5 protein-coding genes and 2 pseudogenes are annotated in these 18521 nt (G+C 58.2%); 5 read left to right on the forward strand and 2 right to left on the reverse strand.

Going from position 1 to position 18521, the window contains the following annotated elements:
- Nucleotides 1-40: 40 nt before the first annotated feature.
- Nucleotides 41-1399 carry a TolC family outer membrane protein gene (locus tag ACA071_RS07690; protein ID WP_497643813.1) on the reverse strand — a complete coding sequence of 453 codons (1359 nt, stop codon included), beginning with the start codon at nucleotides 1397-1399 and terminating at the stop codon, nucleotides 41-43.
- A 588-nt stretch (nucleotides 1400-1987) separates the two neighbouring features.
- Here ACA071_RS07690 and ACA071_RS07695 point away from each other — a divergent pair.
- On the forward strand, nucleotides 1988-10594 hold the full coding sequence (locus tag ACA071_RS07695; protein ID WP_497643814.1) for a retention module-containing protein: 8607 nt from the start codon (nucleotides 1988-1990) through the stop codon (nucleotides 10592-10594).
- A 190-nt stretch (nucleotides 10595-10784) separates the two neighbouring features.
- Here the strand turns inward: ACA071_RS07695 and ACA071_RS07700 are convergent.
- Nucleotides 10785-10946, reverse strand: a pseudogene (locus ACA071_RS07700) (DUF6124 family protein); the annotation flags it as partial.
- Nucleotides 10947-11561: 615 nt separating this feature from the next.
- On the opposite strand from ACA071_RS07700, the gene ACA071_RS07705 reads away from it, so the two are divergent.
- From ACA071_RS07705 to ACA071_RS07720, 4 genes and pseudogenes are all read left to right on the forward strand, one after another.
- Complete coding sequence (locus ACA071_RS07705; protein ID WP_497643815.1) at nucleotides 11562-13508, forward strand: hypothetical protein; 1947 nt, start codon at nucleotides 11562-11564, stop codon at nucleotides 13506-13508.
- 121 nt (nucleotides 13509-13629) lie between these two features.
- Nucleotides 13630-15591, forward strand: a complete 1962-nt coding sequence (locus ACA071_RS07710; RefSeq protein ID WP_497643816.1) for a hypothetical protein — start codon at nucleotides 13630-13632, stop codon at nucleotides 15589-15591.
- Nucleotides 15592-15806: 215 nt separating this feature from the next.
- Entirely contained in the window at nucleotides 15807-18086 is a 2280-nt protein-coding gene (locus ACA071_RS07715) for an autotransporter outer membrane beta-barrel domain-containing protein (RefSeq protein ID WP_497643817.1), read from the forward strand.
- 75 nt (nucleotides 18087-18161) lie between these two features.
- A pseudogene (locus ACA071_RS07720) lies at nucleotides 18162-18518 on the forward strand (transposase); the annotation flags it as partial.
- Nucleotides 18519-18521: the final 3 nt, after the last annotated feature.

An 18521-nucleotide genomic window follows, 5' to 3' on the forward strand; every position in this document is an offset into this window, starting at 1 on the left:
AAGATCAAAAGATCGCAGCCTTCGGCAGCGCCTACCGGGTTTACTTCAGCTCAGGCAAACGGGCTTCGTTTTTCACTTCCGAGGAGGCAATCGCATCGGCGGGCAGCACCACCCGTTGTTTGCTCAGCAACTGACCCATGTTCGCCAGCACGCGGTACATCGAGTACTCCTCGGTGTAGCGCACTTCGGTGTAGCGGCGGTTGGCGTTGTAGAGCTCGTTTTCACTGTCGAGCAAGTCGAGCAGGGTCCGCTGGCCGAGGCCGAATTGATCCTGATAGGCCGCGCGCACGCGTTTGGTGGTGTCAGCGTATTCGCGAGCAGTCGGGGTTTGCTTCTTCGCATTGACCATGGCGTTCCAGGCCAAGTGGATGTTTTCGTTGAGCTGGCGCAGGGCGTTGTTGCGGATGTCCATCGCCTGGTTGATCTGGTGCGCATCGGAGGCCAGGCGCGCCTTGTCGCTGCCGCCACGGAACAGGTTGTAGTTCATCACTACGCCGACGCGCCACTCGTTGTCGTGGCCCTCATCGCCCTGCACGTTGTTGTTGGCGCCCACCGCGGCTTCGGCGTCGAAGCGTGGGTAGAACGGCGACTTGGCGACTTCGTACTGGCTCTCGGCCGATTGCACGTCGGCCTGGGCGGATTTCAGGTACGGGTTGTTCTCGACCATGCTCTGCTGGGCTTCCGGCAGGCTGGTCGGCAATTCGCCACGGGTCGATGCCGGGGTTTCGAGCTCATCGGGGATACGCCCCACAACGCTGTAGAAGTTCGACTCGGCGTCGGCCAGATCCACTTCGGCAGTGTCCAAGTTGTTCTGCGCCAGGGCCCGGCGAGCGGTGGACTGATCGGAGTCGGCGTTGCTGCCGACACCGCGCTGGGTGCGCAGGCCGATCTGGTCGTTGACCCGCATGTGGGCTTGCAGGTTGTTGGTGGCGAGCGTCACCAGTTCACGGCGCTTGAGCACTTCGAGGTACACCTCGATGGTGCGCAGGGCCAGATCCTGGGCGGTGCCCTGGGCGTAATAGGCCCGGGAGTTGGACACGCCTTTGGTGCGCTCGACTTCGTTGGCGGTGTTGAACCCGTCGAACAACATCTGTCGCAGGCGCAATTCCGACTGGGTGTAATTGAGGATTTCGGTGTGGTGATTACCGAAGGCCCGGGTGTTGGTGTTGTCGCTGTAACCGCGCCCGTAAGCGGCGTTCAAATCTACTGATGGATAGAAGCCCCCTTTGGCGACTTTCACTTGTTCATCCGCTGACAGACGCGCGTCCACGCGCGATGCAAGTTCGGGATGCGTCGCGATGGTGCTTTGAATCGCGTCGGTCATCGACATGGCCTGAGCCTGAGAAGTGCAGGCCATGGCCAGCAAAACCGCGCTGCAGAGGGGGGTTAAAAGGCGCATGGGTACTTCTCCCTGTTTCCTGATGGTGCTTACTTGTCGTCAAATACTTGACGCTTTTTAGGCGAAACCGTTTCACTCTTGTAACAACAGAGCTAAGAACATTCTAGGGAAAACCTAAGAACTATTTCTCATAAGGGTTATGTCAAAAAAAACTTATGCGCTCTGAAAAATCCAGCACATTGTTCAATCCGAAAGCCCTTGATTTATGAGCCTTAGGGAGCTTGTGAAGGGTTTGAGGAAAGTTCAATCCACTTAGCGACATAGGGCGGAGAAGTGCTGGAGGGGAGGGAGTGGGACGGTTTTTGAGTGACAGTTTTTTGTCACTCTGATGATTCAGAACCGTTACGCATCGCTCGCAGGGAGGTTGTTCCGCAGTTGGAACCCGATGCCATTGATTGCAGAGGGTTTTATGCCGAGCCGGACAAATGGCCCGCGAGTGACACGCTTGGCGAGAACGTCGCCAGGAACGCGGTTTACTTCGGTAAACGCGTTCCGGTAGACGATCCGCCAGACAGCCCGCTGTCGCCATGAGCACGTTTTTCGCGCAACCAGATGCCGACAGCGGTTGGCAGCGCAGGAGATTTGCACATGGCTACGCTCATTGGGATCGTCAGTAAGGTTATTGGTCAGGTGTTCGCGGTTGCGGCCGACGGTACTCGACGTGCGTTGGTCGAGGGCGACCGGTTGTTCGCCGGCGATCAACTGGTCACCGGGGCCGAAGGCGCGGTGGCGGTGCATCTGCAAAATGGCCAGGAATTGACGCTTGGGCGAGGCAGCAGCCTGCAAATGACCTCCCAATTGCTCGCGCATCAAGCGCCCCATGTGGACACGCCTGAAGCGGTGACGCCGAGCGAAGCACAACTGACCGACGTACAAAAACTCCAGCAAGCCATTGCGGCCGGCGCCGACCCGACCCAAACCGGTGAAGCCACCGCGGCGGGCCCGACCTCAACAGGTACCCCTGGCGGTGTCTTGGGTGGCGGTCACAGTTTCGTGCTGCTGGAAGAAGTGGGCGGGCGGATCGATCCGAACATTGGTTTCCCTACTGCCGGTTTCGGCGGCATTCCGGAGTTTCCTGAAGAACGGCACAACGCCGATGTGCAGCAAAACGACAACACCCCGGCGCCGCCGGTCAACAACCTCGTGACCCTCGGCGGCCTCGACTCCGTGGGCGGTGAACTGACCCTCAACGAAGCCAATCTGCCCGACGGCTCGGCGAGCAATCCGGCGGCCCTGACTCAGAACGGCACGTTCACTGTGACCGCGCCTGACGGCCTGCTGAGTCTCAACATCGGCGGCATCAGCGTGATCAGCGGCGGGGCGGCTTCAGGTTTTCCGCAATCGATCACCACTCAACTCGGCAACACCCTGACCATTACCGGCTACAACCCGGCCACCGGCGTGGTGAGTTACAGCTACACCCTCAACGGCAACGAAACCCATTCGGCCGGCGATGGCGCCAACAACCTCAGCGAACAATTCACCGTGGTCGCCGGGGACACCAATGGCGATACGGCCACGGGCTCGCTGGACATCAACATCACCGATGACGTGCCCAAGGCTGTGGATGACAGCAACGGCACCGCGTCTGAAACGCTGCTGACGTTGACCGGCAACGTGCTGACCAACGATGTGCAAGGCGCGGATCGCGTGCCCACCGGGCCGGTGACTCCGGGCACTTTTACCGGGACTTACGGCACCCTCGTTTTGAATGCCAACGGCACTTACACCTACACGCTGAACACCAGCGATGCCGATTTCAAAGCGCTGCACGGTGGCGGTAACGGCACGGAAACTTTCGCCTACACCATCACTGATTCTGACGGCGACACCAGCACCGCCAACCTGGTGCTGCAGATCCACAACAACGATGACCCGGTGACGCTTGGCGGGTTGAACGCTGATGGTGGCGAGCTCACCGTTTTCGAGAAAAACCTCAGCCTCGGCAGCGCCCCCGACAGCACCCAACTGACCCAAAGCGGAACCTTCACCATCACTGCCCTCGATGGCGTGCAAACCCTCAGCGTCGGCGGCATCACTGTCGTCAGCGGCGGCGTGGCGGCTGGCTTCCCGCAATCGATTTCTACCGGGTTGGGCAACACCCTGACCATCACTGGTTTCGATGCAACTACCGGCGTGGTCAGCTACAGCTACACCTTGAACGGCAACGATGCGCATCCGACTGCGGGCGGTGCGAATAACCTGCCTGAGCAATTTGCAGTGACCGTGGTCGATGACAACGGCACCACGGCGAACGGTTCGCTGGACGTCAATGTGATCGACGACGTGCCCAAGGCTGTGGACGACAGCAATGCGAGCACGGCTTCGGAAACCTTGCTGACACTGAATGGCAATGTGCTGACCAACGATGTGCAAGGCGCGGATCGCGTGCCCACCGGGCCGGTGACTCCGGGCACTTTTACCGGGACTTACGGCACCCTCGTTTTGAATGCCAACGGCACTTACACCTACACGCTGAACACCAGCGATGCAGATTTCAAAGCCCTGCACGGTGGCGGTAACGGCACCGAAAACTTCACCTACACCCTCACCGATTCTGACGGCGACACCAGCACCGCCAACCTGGTGCTGCAAATCCACAACAACGACGACCCCGTCATCATCAATGGGCTGAACGTCGAGGGCGGCGAACTCACTGTCTACGAGAAAAACCTCAGCCTCGGCAGCGCCCCCGACAGCACCCAACTGACCCAAAGCGGCACCTTCACCATCACTGCCCTCGATGGCGTGCAAACCCTCAGCGTCGGCGGCATCACTGTCGTCAGCGGCGGCGTGGCGGCTGGCTTCCCGCAATCGATTTCTACCGGGTTGGGCAACACCCTGACCATCACTGGTTTCGATGCAACTACCGGTGTGGTCAGCTACAGCTACACCTTGAACGGCAACGATGCGCATCCGACTGCGGGCGGTGCGAATAACCTGCCTGAGCAATTTGCAGTGACCGTGGTCGATGACAACGGCACCACGGCGAACGGTTCGCTGGACGTCAATGTGATCGACGACGTGCCCAAGGCTGTGGACGACAGCAATGCAAACACCGCTTCGGAAACGCTGCTGACACTGAATGGCAACGTGCTGACCAACGACGTGCAAGGCGCGGATCGCGTGGCCACCGGGCCGGTGACTCCCGGCACTTTCGCCGGGACTTACGGCACTCTGGTGCTCAACGCCAACGGCACTTACACCTACACGCTGAACACCAGCGATGCAGATTTCAAAGCCCTGCACGGTGGCGGTAACGGCACCGAAAACTTCACCTACACCCTCACCGATTCTGACGGCGACACCAGCACCGCCAACCTGGTGCTGCAAATCCACAACAACGACGACCCCGTCATCATCAATGGGCTGAACGTCGAGGGCGGCGAACTCACTGTCTACGAGAAAAACCTCAGCCTCGGCAGCGCCCCCGACAGCACCCAACTGACCCAAAGCGGCACCTTCACCATCACTGCCCTCGATGGCGTGCAAACCCTCAGCGTCGGCGGCATCACTGTCGTCAGCGGCGGCGTGGCGGCTGGCTTCCCGCAATCGATTTCTACCGGGTTGGGCAACACCCTGACCATCACTGGTTTCGATGCAACTACCGGTGTTGTCAGCTACAGCTACACCTTGAACGGCAACGATGCGCATCCGACTGCGGGCGGTGCGAATAACCTGCCTGAGCAATTTGCAGTGACTGTGGTCGATGACAACGGCACCACGGCGAACGGTTCGCTGGACGTCAATGTGATCGACGACCTGCCAAAAGCCGTGGACGACAGCAACGCCGGCACCGCGTCCGAAACCTTGCTGACGTTGAACGGCAATGTGCTGACCAACGACGTGCAAGGCGCGGATCGCGTACCAACGGGTCCAAGCGCAGGCCCGATCACCCCCGGCACTTTCACCGGCACATACGGCACCTTGGTCCTCAATGCCAACGGCACTTACACCTACACCCTGAACACCAGCGACGCCGACTTCAAAAACCTGCACGGCAATGGCAACGGCACGGAAACGTTCACCTACACCATTACCGATGCCGACGGCGATACCAGCACCGCCAACCTGGTGCTGAACATCCATAACAACGATGACCCGGTGACCCTCAACGGCCTCGATGTCGTGGGTGGCGAACTGACGGTCTACGAGAAAAACCTCAGCGACGGCACCAGCCCCAACACGCCGGCCCTGACTCAGACCGGTTCGTTCACCGTCACCGCCCTCGACGGCTTGCAAACCCTCGACGTCGGCGGCATTCATGTGGTGGTCGGTGGCGTGGCTGCCGGTTTCCCACAATCGATCGTGACGCCGCTGGGCAGTACGCTGACCGTGACGGGGTACGACGCAACCACTGGTGTTGTCAGCTACAGCTACACCCTGGTGGACAACGAAACCCACCCGACCGCCAACGGTGCGAACAGCATCACTGAAAACTTCAACGTGGTGGCCACGGACACCGACGGCAGCACGGCAACCAATCAAATCAACGTCAATATCGTCGACGACTTGCCGACGGCCCACCCGGACAGCGCGTCGGTGGCGGAGGGCGGGACGGTTTCGGGCAACGTGCTGGATAACGATATCGGCGGTGCCGACGGCCCGGCGCTCGGAGGTGCGGTGGTGGGCGTTCGCGCCGGCGGCGATACCTCGACCTCGGCCATCGGCGGCCTGGGCTCGAACATCAACGGCACCTACGGTTACCTGACTCTGGATGCCAACGGCAATGCGGTCTATCACAGCAATCCCAACGCGGTGAACGCCCCGGGCGCCACCGATACCTTCGTCTACACCGTGCGCGATGCCGATGGCGATGAAAGCACCACCACCATCACCATCGACGTGTCGAACAGCTGCATCAAAGCGGTCAGCGATACCGACGTGACCGTCTACGAAAAGGCCCTGGACCTGACAAAAGATGGCCAGGACCTGGCGGCCGGCACCGTCGTCGGCAGCGACCCGACCAGCACCGGCGAAACCGCCAGCGGCACCCTGGTCGGCTCGGTCACCGGGGCCATCGGTGCGATCACTTACACCCTGGTCGGTAGCGCCAATGGCAACTTTGGCCAGATCCAGCTCAACCCCAACGGCACCTATACCTACACCCTGACATCGCCTGCGAGCACCACGCCGCATGCCGATGACGGCGCCAATGCGCTGACTGAAAGCTTCACCTACCAGGCCACCGATTCGCTGGGCAACAGCACCACCAGCACCATCGTCGTGCAGATCGTCGATGACGTACCAAAAGCGGTAAACGACAGCAACGTTGGCGCGGCTTCAGAGACTGCGTTGACGCTCAATGGCAACGTCCTGGCCAACGACATTCAGGGCGCGGACCTCGTTGCCACCGGGCCGAATGCCGGGCCTGTCACCCCTGGCACCTTCGCCGGGACTTACGGCACCTTGGTGCTGAATGCCAACGGCACCTACACCTACACCCTCAACACCAGTGATGCAGACTTCAAAAACCTGCACGGCGGCGGCAACGGCACGGAAACGTTCGCCTACACCATCACCGATTCGGACGGCGATACCAGCACCGCCAACCTGGTGCTGAACATCCACAACAACGACGACCCCGTCACCCTCAATGGCCTCAACGTCAATGGCGGCGAACTGACCGTCTACGAGAAAAACCTCAGCGACGGCACCAGCCCCAACACGCCAGCGCTGACCCAGAGCGGCACCTTCACCGTCACCGCGCTGGACGGCTTGCAAACCCTCGATGTCGGCGGCATTCATGTCGTTGCTGGCGGCGTGGCGGCAGGCTTCCCGCAATCGGTAACCACGGCGCTCGGCAGCACGTTCACCATCACCGGTTACAACGCGAGCACCGGCGTGGTCAGCTACAGCTACACACTGGTGGACAACGAAACCCATCCGACCGCCAACGGCGCCAACAGCATCAGCGAAAACTTCAACGTGGTAGCGACGGACGCCGATGGCAGCACCGCTTTGGGGCAGATCAACGTCAACATCGTCGATGACTTGCCAACCGCTGCACCGAACACTGGCACCGTGGCCGAAGGCGCGACCGTCAACATCAGCGTGCTCGGCAACGACGTGCTCGGTGCCGATGGCGCAGCAGCGGGCGGGGCGGTGATCGGCGTGCGCGCCGGCAGCAGCACCGCGACTTCGGCCGTGGGCGGCCTGGGCACCAACATCAACGGCACCTACGGCTACTTGACCCTGGATGCCGCAGGCAACGCCGTGTACCACAGCAACCCGAACTCGGTCGGCGTGGCGGGGGCCTCCGATACCTTCGTCTACACCGTGCGTGATTCCGACGGCGATGAAAGCACCACCACCATCACCATCAACGTCACCGACAACGCTCTCAAAGCCGTGGTCGATCAGGACGTGACAGTCTTCGAAAAAGCCCTCGACCTGAGCAAGGATGGCCTGGACCTGGCACCCGGCACGGTCACTGGCAGCGACCCGACCAGCACGGGCGAAACCGCCACGGGCACCCTGGTCGGTTCGGTCACCGGCGGCACCGGTCCGCTCACTTACAGCGTGGTCGGCAGCGCCACCGGGACCTACGGGCAGATCCTGATCAACCCGGACGGCAGCTACACCTACACCCTGACGTCGGCGCCGAAAACTTCGCCGAATGCCAACGACGGGCCGAACACCCTGAGCGAAAGCTTCACTTACAAAGCCACCGATGCGCTGGGCAACAGCACCACCAGCACCATCGTGGTCAACATCGTCGATGACGTGCCAAAAGCCGTGGCGTCGGACCGTTCGGTGACGGCGGTGGAAATCGATTCCAACCTGCTGCTGGTGATTGACGTCTCTGGCAGTATGGTCGACCCGTCCGGCGTGCCTGGCCTGTCGCGACTGGAATTGGCCAAGCAGGCGATCAGTGCCTTGCTCGACAAGTACGACGACCTCGGCGATGTGAAAGTACAGATCGTTACCTTCAGCAGTAGCGCCACCGACAAGACCTCGGTCTGGGTCGATGTGGCCACCGCCAAGTCGATCATCTCTGGCCTGACGGCAGGTGGTGGCACCAACTACGATGCCGCTGTGGCGATGATGCCAGCCGCGTTCAACACTGCCGGCAAACTGACCGGTGCACAGAACGTCGGTTACTTCTTCTCCGACGGCAAGCCGACCTCCGGCCAGGAAATCGGCACGGCGGACGAAACCGCTTTGAAGAACTTCCTCGACGCCAACGGCATCAAGAACTACGCGATTGGCCTGGGCAGCGGCGTCAGCAACGCCAACCTCAACCCGGTTGCCTATGACGGCAGCACCCACACCAACACCAACGCGGTGGTGGTGACCGACCTCAACCAACTCAACTCGGTGCTCTCGGGCACTGTGCAGGGCGCACCGGTCACCGGCACGCTGCTGGAGGGCGGCACGTTCGGCGCCGATGGCGGTTTTATCAAAACCCTCGTGGTCGATGGCACCACCTACACCTACGACCCGAAAGGCAACAGCAACCAGGGCGCGCTGACGTTCAGTGGCACTAACCACGGCACGTTCAACACGGTGAACAACACCATCAGCATCGCCACCAACAACAGCGGCACGCTGGTGGTGAACCTCGACACGGGTGAGTACACCTACACCTCGCAGAAAACCACAGCGGTGATGATCACCGAAAACATCGGCTTCACCGTCAGCGACAACGACGGCGACCTGGCCAGCTCGACGCTGACCGTCAAAGTCATTCCGAATGCGCCACCGGTGGCGGTCGATGACCACATCATCACCAACGTGCTGTCGAGCACCATCGTGGTACCGGGCGAACTGCTGCTGGCCAACGACACCGACGCCAATGGCGATCCGATGACCGCGACCCCGACCACGTTCAACACCGGTTGGGTGGCCAAGGGCGCTGACTTCACCGGCACTGGCGCCATCAGCTTTGCCGGCAACGGCAACAATGCCGCCAATCAGGCACTGGCCGATGTGCGTAATTCCTTTGCGGCGAACTCGGCAGCCATGACGGCGGTGCTGGTGATCAGCGGCTACCTGGGCGCGGTCACTACGTCCAACGCCAACGATGAAGACCTCATCACCGTCAAACTGAAACAGGGCGAAACCCTCAACCTCGACCACAACCTGGCGGGTGGTCACATCACCATGGAGTACTCGCTCAATGGCGGTGCGTTTGTGACCATCGCCGATGGCGCAACCATCACCGCGACATCCGATGGCACCTACCAGATCCACGTCACAAACATCACCAACACCAGTGGCAGTAACACCACGGGGTCCGAAAACTATCAGCTGACCATGACCGTCAACTACGCCGGGGCCCACGACCTCACCCCGGACTACCACGGCACCTACACCGCCAACGACAACCATGGCGGCAGCGACACGGCGAACGTGACCATCAGCTACCAGGACGGCCACACCCTCACCGGCACCTCGGGCGATGACGTATTGGTGGCCGGCACCGGCAACAACATCCTCAACGCCGGCGACGGCAACGACGTGCTCACCGCAGGCTCAGGCAACAACGAACTGCATGGCGGCGCCGGCAATGACTTGCTCTACAGCGGGGCAGGCAACGACCTGCTCGACGGCGGCACTGGCACTGACACCGCCAGCTACGCCCACGCCACGGCCGGCGTCACCGTCAACCTGGGCCTGCTCACCGCGCAAAACACAATTGGCGCGGGCACCGACACCCTCACGGGCATCGAGAACCTGACCGGCTCCAATTTCAACGACACCCTGACCGGAGACAACAACAGCAACGTGATCAACGGCGGCCTGGGCAACGACACGCTCAACGGCGGTGGCGGCGACGACATCCTCATCGGCGGCCTGGGCAACAACACCCTCACCGGCGGTTCGGGGGCCGACACCTTCCAGTGGCTGGCCGGCAACAGCGGCCACGACGTGGTCACCGACTTCACCCCCGGCACCGACAAACTCGACCTGTCACAACTACTGCAAGGCGAAAACGGCACCACCGCCTCGCTGGATGACTACCTGCACTTCACCGTCACCGGCAGCGGTGCAAGCCTGGTCACCAGCATCGACGTCAGCGCCATGGCCGGCGCCACACCGACCCAGACCATCGACCTGGCCGGCGTCAACCTGGCCAGCCACTACGGCGTTACGCCGGGAGCGGGTGGGGTGGTTGCTGGCGGGCATGACACGGCGACCATCATCACCGGCATGCTCAATGATCACTCGTTGAAGGTGGATACGGTTTGATGCGGTAGGGCTGAAACGACGAAACCCGCCATCCTCTTGATAGGGGTTGGCGGGTTTTTTTGTGGTCGCAGGATCGTCCCACGCTCCGCGTGGGAATGCCTCAACGGACGCTCCGCGTTCGGCTCTAGAAGGGACGCGGAGCGTCCCGGGCTGCATTCCCACGCGCGAGCGTGGGAATGATCAGTCTGCGCTAACTCTGCGGATCGAGATTATCCAGTGCCTGATTCACCGCCAATTCGCCGAGCATGATGACCTGCGCGATACCGAGCAGCGTGTGGCGGTGAGGACTTTCCAGGAAGCCAGCCAAATCGTTGGGCATGACATTGGCCGAGGCCAGTGATTCATAGGCGTGAGATGTCGGGGGAGACGAAGAAGAGTGAACGGGGTTTGCGCGGCGGATTGGGTGTGGCTTTGAACACGGCGAAGCTCCTTGATTGTGGGATCCGCCACCGTTCGCGATCAAACGAATCAAGGTGGCAGCTGTACACAGGTTGATCGACCGGAAATCAAGGGATCCGGCACACCCGAAGGTGTCCCACGCACAACCACCGCAACGCGATAGTCCAGGCAGACCACCTGAACCAGGTCTTGGACGCTGGCGTGCCCTGATTGAGTCGGACGGTTAACGCCGATCAATGACTCATCAACGACCCTGAAACGATAAAGCCCGACCCCATAGCGCACAAGCCGGCGGATTCTGGCGCTGCTGTAGGTAACGACGCAAGGATGTGGAGCCTGAGTCAGTGTCTGGAGATGTCGATTAAATATCTGTGTTTAAGGCTCGCTTATAGAGCTGACTCATGCGTCGAAAGTCTCCGACGAGCGGTAGTAAAACCTGTAATTTCTGACAGTAGCCAGCATCGCGAGCCTGGCATTAAATCGACTCATAGCAACGACGAGCAGTGTCCTTGAACGCTTACTGCTAAAGGGCTGACGCCTTGTCGTTAACCGTTCAGGAGTCTGTGCGATGTCAACGCGTGATAAGGACGTGAAATCAGCCAAGGTGCAGGAAGAGCCCGCGTTCGAGCCGGACGCACCGACGGTCCCTGCCATTCTCAAAGACGAAGACGGCAACGAAAGCACCGACGGCTTGATACCGCGCTCAGCCTTGAGCGCGGAGCTGATGTTAATTGTGCCGCCGTGGTCATTTTCCACCGCGCCTGATTTGCAAGATGCCATCACCGTGGGGTGGAGACTATTGGGAGCGCCGTTCAACGGAGTCAATACCTACACGTATGATCCGCCCATTGATCCGACGCCTAAATTCGTTTTCGTACCCATGGCCGAACTGGAGCATGGCGTGTATGACTTGTCTTACGAGTTGAACGTCGGGGGCAACAAATCGGAATCGCGGAAAAAACGCATCACCATCGACAGACTTCCGCCCAATGACAATCAAGAGCCTCATAGGCTCGTCATGCTGGGGGTCGTGGGCGACATCACTGACGACTACCTCACACAGCATGGGGAAGTGCGCTTTCGTATGACCCCCTATGCAGGCATCAAGGCCAGAGATCGCGCGATTTATTACTGGACCGACACCAATAATCCGCCCAGTGACGAGGTCGAAATCCGCGAGCAGGCGTTCAGCCAGCAGGATATTGATACCGGGCAACTGATCATCACTGTTTATGAAGCGGATATCCGTAACGGAGGGCCGGGGCCGCGCTGGATTTACTATCGCCTGCGGGACTGGGCGGGTAATCGTGGGCCGAGATCATCTCTGTTGCCGCTCTATGTCGATTTAAGTGCGGGTCCGGGTGTGCTGAAACCACCGACCGTTCCGCTTACCATTAGAGGGCTCATCGATCGTCAACATGCTCGCGAAGGGGCTGTCGATGAACGGGGGGTGACCGTTGAAATAGATCCCTACGACAACCCTGATGCGTCCCATAAGGTGCTGATTTCGTGGAATGGGGTCGAACTGGATCCTTTGGATGTCGACCCTTTGAACTTTCCGCTCCAGGGCTATGTACCTTGGGACGTGTTGCGACGGTTCCCAGGGCCGCAGGATGTAAGGGTTTCATACAAGGTGCGTCGCGGCGCTTCAGATAGCCCCCCTTCGCCGGGCATCTGGGTGCCGGTGAACCTGACCATTGCCGGGCCGGATCACCCCAATGCCCCGCAGTTGCTGAATGACGATTTGCCAAAGGTCGACGTGTATGGGGCCAGGTCAAAAATCAAGAATACTTTGGTCGCCGAAGACTTCGGTCTGTGCGCGCTGGCCGAGCTCGCGCTGTATGACGACCCCGAGGTCGATCAACTGATTGAACTGTACTGGGGCGCGATCAGTGCGCCGGTAGCGCACTACCGAGTCGAGCCAGGGGACGTCGCCGGTAAGATTGTGCCGTTCACCATCCCCTGGAGTGCAATCGATACCGATAAGGACAATCCGCAATTGCCGGTTTATTACACCACCAGTAATGGGGTTAACCAGCAGCAGGCACCGCATCAGAACATCAGTGTTTCTATCGTTATTATCGCTGACTTGAAAGAGCCCAGGTTCCCTCACGCAGATCGCAATGGCGTACTTGATTGCTGCGCCAAGCCAAGATTGTGGGACGGCGTTTGGGTGGAGATCAGGGGGGATACGGCGTTTGATGATGGCGACACTGTAGAACTGGTCTGGCAGGGGTGCAGGAATATGAACGGAACTTCATTCATCCCAGGTGTACGGGACACGTTTCCCAAAGAGTTGAATGCGCAAGAGGCTCGCGACGGTTTCCAAATACACGTTGATGACTACGAGAAGTTAATCGCGCCGATGATTGATAACGGTTCTGCACTTGTACATTACACGCTGAGGAAACTAAGCGGAGGAATAGGAACGTCTAAGTCTGAATTCGTTATTATTAACAGGACCATGCCGAGTGGTGAGGTGTGTTCGCGTGATAACGAAACGTGTCGAGAGTGATTCTTAGTAGTTTCAATTAAATGGTTCGCCTGACTTGCTCTTGCTCTTTGAAGTGAGATCGAAGCGCTGTTGGTCTGGCGATTGGTCGTTGCATCATCCTACTTATGTAAGGAACGTTAAAATGTCCAATTTTCAAAAGCTGACACCCGCGCAAAAAATACGTCGCAGTTATCAATTCATGCTTCTTAACAGCCCTAAAACCAAGGATCCGGCACCCAGGATGCATGATGACAATCCCCTATTGCCCCAAACGCCTGCTGATCAGACTAATCAACTGCCTGCTCAATATAGAGGATTGCCGCTAAAAGTGTGGCTTGATGGATTTTCCGAGTCAGGAAATTTGCCGGAAGTCGTGGCGATTCAATTGAAATGGAATGGCACTAAAGTAGGTGAACCAATTGTCACTAGTACACCAATTGATTCAGGTGATTTTCCACTTGAGTTGGTACTGCCGGGTCAATATACGGAAGTGCAAGGGCTTTACGAGCTGAAGGTTGAAGTCGATTTCGGTGGGAACCCTGAAGATACAGAATCGTTGATGATTAATATTGATTCCACCGCGCCCATTCCCAATGGGGTGGTCAGCCTTCCCCCCGATGTAGAACGCGACGGTATTACAAAGGCATACCTTGAAGCCAACGGATCTGTGCGCGTGGCTATTCCCGCCTATGCTTCAAGGATCGGTGATGTTATTGAAGTGTATTATGGTGACTCATTGCCGTCGGCGATTAGGTTTGGCACGTTTGAGCGAATTGATAACGTTACACCGATTAGTTTTGAATTGACTGCGGAAACTATCGGCTCGCTCGAAGGGAAACATACAATATTTTATTACCTGACTGACCGACCCGGTAATCGGAGCGGACATTCACCGTTCAAAGATGTAGAGGTCATCCTGACGGATCCACCACTGAACCTGTCGTCGCCAGACATCCCATTGGCCGTCGACGATATCGACCTTGCGGACGCCTACGCAGGCGTCGGCGTTGGCATTTTGGGGGAATACACCAATTATCTGCCGGGAGATCAACTGGTTGTAACGTGGGACGGTCTGTTGCAAGGACCACAGATCATTCCCGGTTTTCCTTTTTACGTCACGTTGCCGTATAGCGTTATAAAAAACGGCGATGAGGGGGACAAGACGGTGACCGTCAGTTACCAGATTCTGCGGGCGGGTAAGTATTACCCGGTACCGCCAGCACCTGCTCCCTCCAGTAACGTGAATGTTGACCTGAGAAAACCTGGTCCGGACCATCCGAATCCGGAAAATCCTGATCCCGTTAACCCTAACTTGCTCCCGGTCGTCGTTAGAGGGGGCGGGGTGAGTCCAGATGAGGACAAACTAAAACTTGATGATGCAACTTTCCCAGCAACCGCAACACGATTAATTTATGACAATTTTAAAGTAGGGGATTTCGTGCAGCTCCATTGGAAAGGCGTAGCGGTACCTGAAGATACTAGTGCGCGGGGGCAAGGAGGCCTCTGGAAAGTGGAGGCTGCCGATACGGCTGCAACCATCATGGCGTTTACTATCCCGTGGACTATTATTGAAGAGGGTGGCAACTTGGATAAGCTGCCTGTGCATTACACAGTGGGTCACGATGTTAATGAAAATATAGAAACGTCGGTTTCCAAGGAGGTCGAGGTATTTATTAGAAATGGTGTCGTTCCTCCTCCGAGGTTCTTGCATTTGCATCCGATTTTCCCTAATAGGATTGTTTGCGATTCGATACGGTACGATAGTTTATCGAATCCTGTTATTGAAGTTGCAGTAGGCGGAGGAGAGCGTCAGTTGGCAGATCAGGAGTTGACGTTTACGTATCAAGGGTATACCGAAGCTACCGGTACTGATCCAATACCAGGGAATACACAAGAGGTTAAATATAGGCCTACTGCCCAAGAGGCCGCAGCCGGTTTTATTGTAAGAATTCCTTATGAACCTTTCCGGGTGACAAAAAGTGCATGGGGAGATATTACTTACAAGGCAATCATCGATGGTTTTGAAACACCTTCGGCGCGACACCTGGTCAGGGTGCACATGTTACTGGGGAGTGGTGATACGTGTGCAATCCCGACCCCTTGATTGACTGCTGATGGCGGGAGGCAACTTGTGCCTCTCGCTTTTTAATCGGAATCTACTTTCGATTTCTTTGGTCTTGGAAGGTTTTTTCGTATGTATTTAAGGATTTATCCTACATTTTTTAGCGAGCTATGGCGGTATTGTGCGCGTTTTTATAGTTGTCTCAACTCGTTTGCTTGTGATGGGACGTGATGATGGAAATAAGAGGATAAAATCAGATGAGTGTTAATAATTCGAGTATTTACTGTTTGGCTTCGGCTGGCGTACTGAGAAAACTGGTGGTGACACCGGTTTTTTTTTTATTGAGCCCTTCGTTGCTTGCGGCAACAATTGTCGATAACGGTGCAACCCTTGATATTGATTCAACCACTGCATCTATCGACTATCTGGTCCGCAACAACAGCATTTTGAACATGGCGGGAGCCGTCACCCAGAGCGTCACGATTCAATCTGGATCGACGCTGAATATCAACCGGGCAACCATTGTTGGCAATCCGGGCGACACGGGCATCACGATCAACAACAGCCGCGCAGTGATCGACAGGGCCACTGTGAGCAGTGACACCATCGGCCTGGCCGTCAATCGACCGAACGCTGCCACCACTGGCTCAACGGTATCGGTCTCGAACAGTCAGATCAGTGGCGGGCGTATAGGGGCTCAAGTCACCGGGTTGAGCAGTCTTGAACTGGTCAACACGCAAGTGACAGCCGCGGCTGCCAATGGTATCGGTTTGAATATTCTCGGTGGCGATGTGCGTGCCAGCGCCGCTACTCAGATCCTCGGTGCTACCAACGGTGTCCGGATGGCCAATGACCCCGCCAGGGTCGGGGCCAATTCCCTGGTTCTGGACGGTTCGAGCGTGGAAGGTGTCAGCGGTTCTGCGATTCTCGTCGAGCGAGGCATCAACGCGAATATCGAAGTATTGAACAATTCGTCCCTGACGGCCGGTAACAACACCCTGCTTGATGTACGAGGGGCTTCGACTGCTGCTATGAAAGTGGCCAACAGCACCCTCGAAGGCAACGTTCAAATCGCCGGAAACAGCACCGCCAACCTCACCTTCGACCAAGGCCACATGACCGGCGACGTGCTGGTCGAAAGCGGTTCCACCGCCAACGTCACCCTGAACAACCAGTCCCAATTCACTGGCCGTCTGGACACGGTCAACGGCGTGACGATCAACAACCAATCCAACTGGACCCTGACCGGTAACGACTCGGTTGGCACCCTGGCCATGAACGGCGGCTCCGTCAGTTTTGGCGCCGCCGACGCCGCCACGTTCTATCAGTTGAATGTCGGCACCCTGGCCGGCAACGGCACCTTTGCAATGAAGGGTGACTTTGCCAGCGGTGAGCGCGATTTTCTGAACGTCACCGTTGTGGCAACAGGCGATTTTGGCCTGGCCATCCAGGCTTCCGGTCTGGACGCGGTGACGCCTCAGCAGTTGAATGTTGTACGCATCGGTGCGGGTGATGCCCATTTCTCACTGGTCGGTGGCGCGGTTGATCTGGGCGCCTGGTCCTATCAGTTGTCCAGCGCCACCGACGGTACCGCCACCGACTGGTTTCTCGACCCCACCACCAAAACCATCAGCCCCGGCGCGCAGTCGGTGCTAGCCCTGTTCAACACCGCGCCAACCGTCTGGACCAGCGAGTTGAGTTCCTTGCGCAGCCGCATGGGCGAACTGCGCTTGAACAACGGCCAGTCCGGTGGCTGGGTGCGCACCTATGGCACCAAGGTCAACGTCGCCGACGGTTCGGGCGTGGGCTATCAGCAGACGCAACAGGGGCTTTCCCTCGGCGTCGATGCGCAATTGGGCGACAGCCAATGGCTGGTGGGTGTGTTGGCGGGCTATAGCCAATCCGACCTGGACGTCAATCGTGGCACCTCCGGCACGGTGAAAAGTTACTACCTGGGGCCGTATGTCACCTGGCTCGATGCTGACACCGGTTACTACTTTGATGGCGTGCTCAAGTTCAACCGCTTTCACAACGAATCGAAAGTCAGCCTGAGTGACGGCAGCCGCGCCAAGGGCGATTACAACAATATGGGCGTGGGCGGTTCGGTGGAGTTCGGCCGGCATATCAAACTGGATGACGGTTACTTCATCGAGCCGTTCACTCAGGTGTCGGCGGTGGTCATCCAGGGCCGCCATTATGACCTGGACAACGGCATGCAAGCCGACGGCGATCGCGCACGTTCGTTGCTCGGCAAACTCGGCGCCACGGCCGGACGCAGCATCCCGCTCAATAATGGCGGCATCGTGCAGCCGTACGTGCGGGCGGCGATGGTGCATGAATTCGCCAAAAACAACGAAGTGCAGGTCAACGACAATCAGTTCAACAATGACTTGTCGGGTTCCCGTGCGGAGTTCGGAGCCGGTGCGGCGGTTTCGTTGTCCGAAACGTGGCAGGTCCATGCTGATTTCGGTTACAGCAAGGGCGAGCATTACGAGCAGCCGTGGGGGGCGAATGTTGGGGTGAGGTATTTTTGGTAGATATTATTGGACAGCCAAACCCCCGCACCTTCAGCCTGTGTGAAAACCTGGTAATCCGCTAGCCGATTAAAGAAAATGCCCGTATCGCAAGATACGGGCATTTTTTTTCGCTATATCCAAGGTGAAAACCGCTCCCAGAGCGCTCTGTTTCCACTCTCGCTGGACGAACTCATTCCCGATGAGCATCTGCTTCGGATGATCGAGGCCTATGTTTTGCTTTTGGACTTTGAGCCGTTGGGCTTCGACAAAGCCAGGCCCAAGTCCACGGAGCGCCCTTCGTACGATCCCGCCGATTTGCTCAAACTCTACTTGAACGGTTATTTCCAGCGCATCCGTTCGTCGCGGCGGCTGGAGGCTGAGTGTCAGCGCAATGTTGAAATCATGTGGCTGCTTGGCCGGTTGGCCCCTGACTTCAAAGCCATCGCTGACTTTTGT

This window comes from Pseudomonas sp. LBUM1646, from assembly GCF_059716165.1.